At 44.8% G+C, this 11,219-nt stretch carries 10 protein-coding genes; 3 read left to right on the top strand and 7 right to left on the bottom strand.

The window, feature by feature from the left end; genetic code table 11:
* Positions 1-158 precede the first annotated feature (158 nt).
* Positions 159-683 carry an NADPH-dependent FMN reductase gene (locus tag J4N23_RS13035; RefSeq protein ID WP_207427899.1) on the top strand — a complete coding sequence of 175 codons (525 nt, stop codon included), beginning with the start codon at positions 159-161 and terminating at the stop codon, positions 681-683.
* On the opposite strand, the gene J4N23_RS13030 is transcribed toward J4N23_RS13035, so the two are convergent.
* The 4 genes from J4N23_RS13030 to J4N23_RS13015 form a co-directional block, all read right to left on the bottom strand.
* Positions 680-1,423, bottom strand: a complete 744-nt coding sequence (locus tag J4N23_RS13030) for a LytTR family DNA-binding domain-containing protein (RefSeq protein WP_207427897.1) — start codon at positions 1,421-1,423, stop codon at positions 680-682. The genes J4N23_RS13035 and J4N23_RS13030 overlap by 4 nt on opposite strands.
* A complete protein-coding gene (locus tag J4N23_RS13025; protein WP_242689224.1) occupies positions 1,401-2,456 on the bottom strand; it encodes a sensor histidine kinase in 1,056 nt (351 codons plus the stop codon). The genes J4N23_RS13030 and J4N23_RS13025 overlap by 23 nt, the downstream gene beginning before the upstream one ends.
* A 10-nt stretch (positions 2,457-2,466) precedes the next feature.
* Positions 2,467-3,261, bottom strand: coding sequence for a LiaI-LiaF-like domain-containing protein (locus J4N23_RS13020; protein WP_207427896.1), 795 nt, complete (start codon positions 3,259-3,261; stop codon positions 2,467-2,469).
* A 113-nt stretch (positions 3,262-3,374) separates the two neighbouring features.
* Positions 3,375-4,031, bottom strand: coding sequence for an alpha/beta hydrolase (locus tag J4N23_RS13015; RefSeq protein ID WP_207427895.1), 657 nt, complete (start codon positions 4,029-4,031; stop codon positions 3,375-3,377).
* A gap of 172 nt (positions 4,032-4,203) precedes the next feature.
* Here J4N23_RS13015 and J4N23_RS13010 point away from each other — a divergent pair, with 172 nt between their 5' ends.
* Both J4N23_RS13010 and J4N23_RS13005 read left to right on the top strand, forming a co-directional pair.
* The gene (locus tag J4N23_RS13010) at positions 4,204-4,962 is read left to right on the top strand and encodes a TonB family protein (protein WP_207427894.1); all 759 of its coding nucleotides are present in this window, start codon (positions 4,204-4,206) and stop codon (positions 4,960-4,962) included.
* Positions 4,963-5,318: 356 nt separating this feature from the next.
* Positions 5,319-6,263, top strand: a complete 945-nt coding sequence (locus J4N23_RS13005; protein ID WP_207427893.1) for a hypothetical protein — start codon at positions 5,319-5,321, stop codon at positions 6,261-6,263.
* Positions 6,264-6,269: 6 nt separating this feature from the next.
* Here J4N23_RS13005 and J4N23_RS13000 read toward each other — a convergent pair whose 3' ends face one another.
* From J4N23_RS13000 to J4N23_RS12990, 3 genes are all read right to left on the bottom strand, one after another.
* Positions 6,270-6,533, bottom strand: coding sequence for a hypothetical protein (locus J4N23_RS13000; protein ID WP_207427892.1), 264 nt, complete (start codon positions 6,531-6,533; stop codon positions 6,270-6,272).
* Between the two features lie 373 nt (positions 6,534-6,906).
* Entirely contained in the window at positions 6,907-8,262 is a 1,356-nt protein-coding gene (locus J4N23_RS12995; RefSeq protein WP_207427891.1) for a hypothetical protein, read from the bottom strand.
* Between the two features lie 91 nt (positions 8,263-8,353).
* Complete coding sequence (locus J4N23_RS12990) at positions 8,354-11,137, bottom strand: TonB-dependent receptor (RefSeq protein WP_207427889.1); 2,784 nt, start codon at positions 11,135-11,137, stop codon at positions 8,354-8,356.
* Positions 11,138-11,219: the final 82 nt, after the last annotated feature.

Raw genomic sequence — 11,219 nt, 5'->3', positions numbered from 1 at the left:
ACGGATTGTATACTCTCTAAGCCTCAGGCTGCATTTAGCACGATTAAAATACTAATTTTGCCGACCTTAGCGCTTTACAAAACAATCGCCTAAGATACGAACTTTAAACAATTTAAACTGAGCGCTGCTAGCTGGTTTTACACATATTATCCACAGTAATGACTACAATAATTGCAAGTACCAACCGCCCTGATAGTTATACGTTGAAGGTGGCAGAATATTACCAGAGGAAATTAAAAGAGCTGGGAATGGAGGCGGGAATACTTTCGCTTGCCAATTTGCCGGAGGGCATTATTCATCCGGAGATGTACGAAAAACATAAGCTGGCGAGCTGGGAGCCGGTACAGGAGCTGGTGAGTGCTACCTCCAAATTCTTATTCGTCATCCCCGAGTACAATGGGAGCTTTCCGGGGATCCTGAAACTCTTCATCGATACCTGCAAATTCCCCGAGAGCTTTTCCGGAAAAAAGGCTGCCCTGGTGGGTGTTTCCACGGGCAAATACGGAAACATCAGGGGCCTCGACCACTTCACGGGGGTTTGTCACTACATCAACATGCACGTGCTTCCACTGCGGATACACATCCCCTACATCAATAAAGAGCTGGATGAAACCGGAAACTTTTTTAAGGAGGACACCCTCAAATTTACTAGTCAGCAGATCCGTCAATTCGTGGACTTCTAGATTTGCAGCAACTGTTTCAGCTTGCCGTAGCCCGTTTTACTTACCGGCAGGCTTTCGCCCGATTTGAGTACGACCTTGTAAGAATCTTTCTCGTAAGGAACCAGTCCGGTGATTTGCGGAACCTGCACGATGAACGAGCGGTGCACCCGCACAAATTGCTTCTCATCCAGCGAGCTTTCGAAGAAAGTCATGGTTTTGTTCTTCAGATAGGTTCCCTCTGCGGTGTGAATTTTCACGTAGTCGTCATAGGCCTCCAGATAGCGCACTTCGGAGGCAGGAATGATTTTAATTGAGCTGCCCGACTTCACCACGATCCGCTCGTTGCTTCCCTGCGGTGCTGCCGTTGTTTCCAGCATGGCCTGTACCTGTTGTTTGGCTTCCGCCAGATTTTTATGCTCCAGAAACTTTTCTACAGCCTTTTTGAACCGGTCTTTGGCGAAAGGCTTCAGCAGGTAATCAACAGCATGCGCTTCAAACGCTTTGATGGCAAACTCATCGAAGGCGGAGGTGAAGATCACTGCGGGACGGTTATCCAGCAGTTCGAGCATCTCAAAGCCGGTAATTTTGGGCATCTGGATATCCAGGAAGATCAGATCGGGCTGATGCTGGCCGACCGCTTTCACTCCTTCAAATCCATCATTGCACTCTCCTACCACTTCAATTTCTGGAAATTCCTCCAAATATTCCTTTACTACTTCTCTGGCCAGCGGTTCGTCATCAATTAATATTGCCCTTATCATTCTGGGGTATTTTTACTGTAGTTGTAAAAGTATTATTTTCTCCTGTGGTTTCAATGAGATCCGTACGAGCAAATAATAAGTAAAGTCGTCTTTTTATCCCACTTAAGCCAAAACCGGTTCCACTTTTAGGGCGGGCGGTATGAGGGTCGTAAGGATTTTTGATGGTGAGCACCAGGTAATTTTGAACACAGGCCGCAGTCACGGTGATAATTACTTCTCCGGTGGTATCATACAATCCAAACTTAATGGCGTTCTCTACAATAGGTTGCAAAAGCATGGCGGGCAGGATCAAGGCATCACAGGATTCCTCTTTGCTTATCTCCGTTTTTAAGCGGTGCCCGAAACGCACCCGCTCGATATCCAGGTACAGCTGAAGGTGCCTAAGCTCCTCTTCCAGACTCACAAACTCGTTCTCCTCCTTACGCAGGGTACCACGCAGAAAGTCAGAAAGCTGATAGATCATTGTTCTGGCCTCCTCCGGCCGGCGGCCTATTAAAGCACTAATGGAATTTAAACTATTGAAAAGGAAGTGCGGCTGCAACTGCTGACGTAAGTTGTACAGCTCGGCCTCCCGGGCTAAACGCTCTGCATCCGCCTTGCGCCGCTGATTTTCCTTGTAATCCTGCTGCGTGTACCATAGCACACTGAGCAAACCCATTCCGCTGATCAGGAGAAATCCGATACAAAAACGAACCACCAGGGTCTTCTCTACGATATTCAGGTAGACAGCATTCGCTGAAAAGTAGTTGATTACTAACAAACGGTAGAGAAACACCGATAAGGCAGCCAGTAAGATACACCACACCACGATGTAGAAATATTTGCCCCTTCCGGGTTGGTAGTATCTTAATGTGTTGCTTACTATCAGCGAGGACAGCACAAAGAGCACGTTACTTGCTGCCGCATCAAGTGCAGACTCTTCCAGGCTAAAGCCGAGCCAGTAAAGGGTGGCTGCATGCAAACCGATCCATATTAGCCAGGAGGTTAATAGAAAGGTTAAAACCCGGGTTGATGATAAAAGCGGTAAGCCCATGTCTAGCAGATCAGAAGCTACGAATGTCTATTCCTCCAAAAATCGAAGTTCCTTTGATGATCAGGTGCTTTTCATCGGAAGGGGTGATGCCGGTCATCAGCTGGCGTTTATCTTCAATTCCGCCGAACACGGCCACCAGGTCCGAGGACACTTTCCAATGCGGCGGAATGATAATTTTTGTACCCCCAAACACCTGGGTCACATCTAAAGTTACCGTCGGCGTGATGATATCCGCCTGACTTAAATTGATCTCCGCACCACCCATCACCGTCACAATCTCTCCTCCCCGGAAATTTTTGGATACGATGGTCTTTTTTACCCCGCCAAAAATAGATACGGTATCAAGATAGTCTTCATAGGTAGGATTAACAGGCTCTACAGGTGGCGTATGGGCGCCGGTTGCATCCTCCGGATTTACGCGTCTGTCCCAATCCACTGGCTCAGCAATGTGCTGTCGGCGATGAAGGTCTGCAGCACGACGGTTCCTTCCCGTGAGCAGGTAAAGTCCCAGACCCATGATGATTAGCGGAAATACGAAATCGCCCAAATCGATATAAGGAATCATCCTGTCGAGCAGAAAGATAGATCCGATAATAATTAAAATATAGGAGGCGGGGTTACGAAACTGATGACGGCTACCCGTGAAAAAACCGATCGCGATAAGTGCCGTTGGCCAACTGATTAGCCAGTCGGGAATAAAAAGCCCCAGCGAGCGGGATAACATGATGGTTCCCAGCAACAGAAATATAATTCCTATCCACTTTTTTCCTTTCCCCCGCCGCTTCTCAAAATGTGTGTTATCCATGCAGTTTAATTTTAATCAAATGTAGGATAAGAAAGAAGCCGTTACAACACCATTTAGGCAGAGAAAAGGGAAAAGTCGGTGAACGGTGATTTTTTGTCGGTGAAAAAGTGAACCTAGATCAAAAGCGGCTCGAGCTCAGCCTTTAGAATTGCGTTTACTGCTCCTGCATGAGTGAACACACAAAAGTGACCAGCCGCTGGTATCACGTAATCCGCCGCTACCAGACGGCAGGGGAAGGCCCTGTCTATTTCTCCGTGGATGTGAATGGTATTGTCTAACAAGCTCGTGTTCTTCCATCTGCTTATCTGTCCTAGTGCCCATTTTAAATAGGTATAATCTGTATTCCTTAGGAAAGAGGCAACGAGCAATTTTCCTTCCGCATTCAAGGGACCAAAGAACCAATAGAGATAAGGTAAACTAAAAGGAAGGAGCTGTCGGGGCAATAATCGGTGAAGCTGCAGGTAGCCTGCTAAACGATAGGAGTAAGGTAGCTGATCACGGGTTCTAACTGTCGAAAAGAGAAGAAGCTTTACCGGAGCTAAGAACTTACAGATCTCCACCGCCATGATCCCGCCGAAAGACAGTCCCGCAAGTATAAAGGGTTCTTTTGGATCTATCTGACTTGCAAGCATCGCAGCATACTCCTCTATACCTTCCCCTCCCCTTACCGGCTGCCACTCGACATGCACAGCATCAAAACCTGCCGGCAATTGAATTCGCTGGAACGCTCGCCGATCAGCACCTAGTCCGCTGATGAAATAGATCTTCATGTGGAGATGTAAAGGTAAGTCTTGCGGAGGGAATTTGCGATTGAGCAGGTTTTTTTTAAGGGCGGATCGGGGATTCTATTGTGAAGCGACCTGAAGCTGGCATTGCGGATTATTTTAGACCTTTGTTGATGCCAACTGTGAAAATCAACAGAAAAGTTCATCACATTTGTGTATGAAAGTCCTGACCTTGTTCTTTAGCTACCTCTCTTTTCTTCCCTTTTATAGCCAGGCGCAGGAGGATGTACCTCTAGAAGTGATCAAAAGGGATACGATTCATTTAAAAGGAGTCGTGGTCGATATGAACGGGGCACCGGTTCCGTTTATTAGTCTGCGATCAGAATCAGCCGACCTGAGGTACGGGCAGTGTTATCTTGGCGCTCTTACCGACAGCTTGGGTCGGTTTGAGATCCGTGGTGCACATCATCATGATACAATAAGCCTGGCGCCCTATGGAAACTATACGATCCAGTACCAGAACAAGGGTAGCCGCTTCATCACCATCCAAATTCCTACCGCTGCATCGCAAGACGTCGCAGCTGGAATTGAAGCGAAACGGATACAGACGAAGCTTGTTCCCGCATTTACCATTTATCGTCCGGCTGAATTCGTCAACTGTGGCTGCCCTCCAGTCACCGTCAATGCAGGTTATCCCGGCGGCGAAGAGGCTTTCAAAAAGTTTATTGAGGCAAACCTTCGGTATCCAAACAAAGCGATAGAAAAAAACATTGAGGGAACGGTAAAGATCGGATTCAGGATCGCAAAGAATGGCTCTCTAAGTAATTTCGTTGTCCTTGACGGCATTGGATATGGATGCGATGAAGAAGCCTTGCGTGTGATGAAACTTTCAAAGAACTGGTATCCATTCGTGCGTAGCAGCAGGCCAGTTGTAGCCGAACAGACTGTAGCTATCCGGTTTGAACTTGAGGACTGAGCAACCGTAGGCTTGAACCTTTTCCATAAGAGCCCGACACGTTGAATCACGAACAATTACGCCTCTTCTTGCCTTTAGCTCAAAAGCTGCAGCCTCTTTCAATATGCCTGTCAATATAAAAAGTACCAAAGGGAATGCTGCAGGTAAGCAGCACTTTCGGGGTAGCCTCGTAGAATATGCAGGCTGTTCAAAGCCATAACTTCATTTAAGCTTTAACAAGTTTCAGGCTCCTTAATTTCAAATTAACGGAAACAAATTCCTTATTTACTCCTTTTATCCTGAACCGTCATCCTTCGAAAACGAGTTTTGTGCGATGTGTGAGCTACGGAGTTTTTAATGCAATAATTCAACTTTCTATGAAAACGTATATTACCATTCTCCTGGTGGTTATAACTGTTTTTGTTTACGGGCAGGAGCGGACTAGTATCGTGCATGTAAGTCATTATGTCAATCCCGTATTGTACCTGCAGGGAGGTGTCATCGCTTTTGTGTGTGATGCTTCGGGGAAAGCCTCTCCTAAGGGGAAGTACATTTCTATAAAAGCTTCCGACCAGCATCCCTTCAGTTACAAGCAGGGCGACGCATCGTGGAAGTTACTGAAGGCAGGGCAGCGAACGATCGTCCCCTTGTCCACTCCGACGGCGGGAAGGACGAAGCTGAACGTCAAGTATCGGCCTCAGGCCAATATTAATCTGAGCAGCAAAATCAATACGCTTACGCAGATGAACAAACTGACCGATGCAGTTACCGAGGGAAAAATCACGGCCAGGCCGGTAGCAAAAACGCAAACCTCCAAATCGAACAGCTCCCGGGTAGTAGCCAAAGTTTCTCCGGGAAAGACTGCGGCCAGTTCAAGAAAGCCGGTAGCGGCCAAAAAACCAGTCAATAAAATATCGGAAACGAAATCTCCATCTTGCTTCTTCGTCTCCGAACCTGCCTATTACACCTTTTACTACCTCCGCAGCGGCAACGAAGTTTATTACACAGACTCCTTCCCGGTACCGGCTTACGCCGATGAATATGCCGCAGAAGACCTGCAGCATGAATTCTTCAATTGCCTTATAGGTAACCTGCGGGAGCAGGTGAACGAAGACCAGCTGATCGCTATCTTAAATAATCCGGACTTCCAGATAGAAGATGGCCTGATGCATTTACGGAACCCGTCTATACCCTCCGATGAAATCGCTCGCACTTATCCCTACACCGCTAGCTATGAGACTAGTCAGCGGGAGCGCGACAACTGGATAAGGTTTGATCGGGAGCAATCAAAGGACCTAAAGTTTGTGAAGGTGGACTTGTAAGCTAGCTTAGTTGTAGATGAAATTGGGATAGAAATACTGTTTGAGGAGAATGGTATCTACAGGAACTTCTGTATCGACCGTCCCGAGTACCACATGTATATCCAAAAGCCATTTGGTCTGATCAGCCGGTTTCTGTGGGTCTGTATTCAATCCCTTCACACTTCCTGATAAAGGTTTCAGGTCAAAGGTATTGCAGACCGTGCAGATGGTTTTAAAATTCACATTCGTTTTAACTTCTTTATCTGCGAACGAAAAAGAGGTTCCCTGCATTGGCCTTTAATAAGTAGTTGCGATGCGATCTCGCCTGCACTAATAGATTTTACAAGGGAGGCCTTGAAAACTCTGTACTGCCCCGGCACGGGTTGGAAAGATGCATTCCAATCAGCAAGTTCAGAAAACATGTAATGACACTGAGTACCTGTGGGACATTCCGTGAGGTTGTCTGAATTGATAAAGGTGTCGGCTTTGTCCTTGCAGCAGCGCATAATGCAAAGAGTTCAAAGGATAATAGGTAGTTTCATAGGTGACGATTTTTTATAGGTACGGCATAAACAGGTTTCGTGATACAGCAGAATAGCAGAAAATTGATATAACAAAAAATCCCGCCTGAAGCAGGGCGGGATTTTTATTTTGTCTGTTTAGACTAATAAGTAGTATTACCTGGATTGAAGTTGGTCCAGTTATCCAACCAAGTATCATTTGCGCTAACAGCGCCCCTGTAATTTACCTGAGTAAAGAAACCAGAGTTATCCGGAGCAACCCAGGTACCTTGTAGAGCTGGAGAACCAGTTTGCGGGCGGAAATTCGGTGCTGTTAAATTAAACGGAGCAACAAGATTTAATGCTGCGGCGTTTGCCAGTGTGGCATTTCCGTCAGCTTCAGCCTTTGTCTGAAGAGCCGCTGATGAAAGAATTCCAGTTGCAGCAGCGTCACCAGCGAAGTAAGTTTGCTTAAGTGCTGTAATAACGTTATTTCTGAAGACTGAAGTTCCGTTATTATAAGCAGTAGCAGTGTGAGATGACTCTAATACCATTCCACCCTCTTTAAATCCTGCAATAACTGAATTTGTAATCGAGAATTGTACTGCTCTTCTTAAACGCATTGCATACCATTGTCTCTCGTGTTCGCCTGCCGCACCATTTGATCCTAATATAGTGAAGTTCGACATTACAAAACGAGTATTTGGTTGTGATGGTCCTGTTGCAGGAACAGTTGACTCGTTGTCTGCTTCGATACCATTACCTTGATCGTTAGGATCTGCCAACTCTGGTCTTCTCAATACTATACCAAATTGAAGCTTTCCGGTGTAGCCGTTATCGAAATCAAAGTCATCGTCAGAAGTTCCGTATGAGATAAGATGTTTACCGTTCACTGTACCTCCGAAAAACTCAAACGCGTCATCTTTAGCATAAGATACTTGCACGTGATCTAGCGTAGTACCTGAACCTACAGCGTAAAAACTGATTGCGTTTACCTCTGAACCCTGTGCCACAGAAACTCCAGCATACTCAACACGAACATATTTCAAGGTTCCTGAATTATCATTAGGAATATTATCTAAACCGTATTCGCCAGCAACACCACCTTCTACAGGACCAACAGAAGTTCTGTTAGTTGGTGCTCTTCCGATGATTACTAGTCCACCCCAATCACCAGGCAATCTATTTCCTGCAGGTCTTCCTGAAGTAAATACGATCGGTTGAGTCGCCGTTCCTACAGCTTCAATTCTAGCTCCCTTGTCAATTACAAGTGACCCTTTTTGAGTAATGTCGCTCTTTATAACTGTTCCAGGTTGAATTGTCAGTACAGCTCCGGATTTAACGTGCGTTTCTCCATACAAAACCCATGTCCTATCGGAGGTCAATGTCATATTAGTAGTAATATTATTGGGGATTGTTTCAGGAGCATGAACAATAGGTTCTGGATCATCTTTATCTCTACAAGAAGAGAAAACGAAGAGAGTGGAAAGTGCAAATAATAGATAATTTAACTTTTTCATACTTGTTTAATTTGATACAAAGGACGGATTGGGAAATTACTGTAAGATTAAATTCAGATTAACAAATTGAACGAATAACATTAAGTGAATGTTAATTGGCAAAACTGAAATCATAAGTCAAACCAAGGGTAAAGGTGGTTCCTGACTTGTATTTGAAGAACTCAATATCGTCGTTGGCATTATACTTCTTGTTCCCGGAACCGAAATTCTGGTAAAACACCTGACTTTGATTAAATACATCTCCTACATTCAGCCTCAACTCTGCTCTGTTTCTCAAAATTCGTTTTGCAAATTGCAAATCCAACACGTCTCTTCCGTTCTCATAGAAGTCTGGAATACCTGCAGTTGAATTACCTACGCGCCAGATTCTGGAGCCGATTCGGTTATACAAAGCATTTACTATAATTTGAGATTTAGGAGCAGCATATTGCAGTCCGGCGTTTAAAAGATAAGGTGACTGTCCCTGAAGCGACCGCTTAGCCTGACCAGCTTGTCCTATATCCACTTGTGATTTAATAAATGTCACGTTTGCCGAAGCTGTGAAATTTTCTAGTGCGGCAGCCAGGAAACTCATTCTTTTCCTTACTTCAAACTCTACCCCGTACGAATAGGCGCTCTTCGCATTTGCATATCCAAACGGAAGATTCCCGTAGTTACCTCCGCCTCCCACTACCTGCTCAATTGGATTCTGAAAGTTTTTATAGAAAGCACTGGCTGTCAGCGCTTCTCCTGCATTTGGATAGAGCTCATATCGCAAATCCAGATTGGTGTTATCGCTTAGCTTCAGATTGGGATTACCAGTTATCTGGGTATTCTCTTCCTGATTATAAAAAGCAAAAGGTGCAAGTTCTCTCAATTCTGGCCTGGATACCGTTTTCGATCCTGATAGTCTTAGATTAGCTTTGTCATTCAAAGCATAACTCATATTGAAAGACGGAAGCAAATTAAAGAAGGTTTGTTCCCCGTCTACATAAGAGCCAGCATTAAGTAACGCGTCAACATTCTGGTAGTAACTTTCAGCCCTTACTCCCCAAACTAGTCTCAACTTCTCGGATAGCTGATTGTCTAACATTACATAAGCCGCATTAAGATCTGTTAATGCATCGTAACTATCCGAATTGTTTGTAATCTCGTCTAGGATGAACCCATCAACACTAATATTCTCCGGATTGAAAATAGTCTCCATAGGCAACGACCTTTTCTCTGGATCTGTCTGACCGGAAGCTGGGGTATAAAGGAAGGTTCTCGAAGAGAACTCACGCGTTCTCATTTGCTTCATGAAGCCTGCCTTGAAACTGCTCTTATTTCCCAGAAACTGAAAAGGCATCGTAAACGCGGTACTTCCTCCTAAGATATTTTCATCCAGATCAGAAAACAGACGACGAGTATAGCTATCTACCAGCGAGCGTTGTCCCTCAGAATTGATGCCATACATGATGTTACGTAAATCTGGCTGCTCTCTTTTTAACAAAGAGTAGTTTAGATTCCATTCCAGTCGAAGATTTTTCGAGCCCAAACGGTGTTCTCCCTCCAACTGCGAATTCAGTAGACTTTTTTGTGTCAAATCTGACCCACTATAAATGATATTATTATTATTCTGATTGAAGCCAGACCTATCAATATAATTATCGTCAAAAGTCTGGTTGTATAGGTTCTTCAAGGAAATCTTTGTCCTGTCGTTTTTATAACTAAAGTTACCCAGGACTCCCCACGTTGTACTATATCTGTAGAGGTCATCATTGTATGAGTAGTAAGTATCTAGACCATCAAAAGTTTCACGAGATGCATTTTGGATATTTTGGGAATTTCGGTAAGACAGTGATACTATAGAGCCGAAAGTCCCATCGTTTTTAAGCCGCTTAACATTCCCCAGATTCAACTGGTAACTTTGAACGGGCTTAGCTACCGACGTTTGCACTCCGTAAGGGTTTTGGAATAACCTAGAATACTGAGCTCGTTGCCCCTCGCTTAAACCGTTATACTCGCGCCTCGAAGTTGGAAACCCTTCTGGAATGCTACGGGTACCGTCATCAAAGCCTAAAAAATCTCTTGAATTGCGACCATTTGAACGGAAGTCATTAAAAGTTGACTGGGTATTATAACCACTTGTAATAGCAATACCCAAGTAGTTTCGATCAGGAACATCTTTTGTAAAGACCTGAGTTAGGCCGCCGGAAAAGTCCCCGGGAAGATCAGGGCTAGCTGTTTTATTAATTACGATCCGATCTATCAGGTTCGATGGAATAATATCAAAAGAAAATGCTTTTCTGTCCGGCTCACTACTTGGTAAGATAGCGTTGTTGATAAGTGCCGTATTGTACCGGTCCGACAACCCTCTTACGATCACAAACTTGCCATCCTGAATACTCGCTCCACTTACCCGCCGCAACACTTCTGATGTATTTCGATCCGGAGACCTTCTAATTTGTTCCGCAACAATCCCACTTGACACACTAACAGCATTCTTTTGCTGCGCGTACAATCCTGAGATGGACTCTTGGCGCGCTGAAACGTTAATTACTACTTGCTGTAGCTGAGTGCCTTCAGACTCCTCCATCACAACATCTAGATTCGTCACCGTTCCCGATTTTACTGCAACGTCCGAAACGTTCTTCGTAGGAAAACCAATGTATGAAAACTGCAATGTATAAGTTCCGGTGGCTAGTCCGGAAAGAAGGTAGCGACCTTCAACATCGGTTGCAATGCCCTTGGCCAACTCTTTCACCTTTACAGTTACACCGATTAAGGCTTCTCCCGTTTTCTGGTCCGTTACTTTCCCCGCAATCTTGCCTGTTGCCTGACCGAAAATCTCAAGGGTTATTAACCCAAAGAAGATCATGAGACCTAAGATTCTGAAAATTAGATTATTTTTCACTTTTGCTTTATTTGTTCATCGCAAAAGTATTACCCCAGTGTTAGGTGTATGTTAGAAGTTAATTAAGGATAGGTGAGGGTTT

The sequence above is a fragment of the Pedobacter sp. SYSU D00535 genome (assembly GCF_017355855.1).
Classification (GTDB): domain Bacteria; phylum Bacteroidota; class Bacteroidia; order Sphingobacteriales; family Sphingobacteriaceae; genus Desertivirga.
This window is presented reverse-complemented; position numbering and strand designations above follow the sequence as displayed.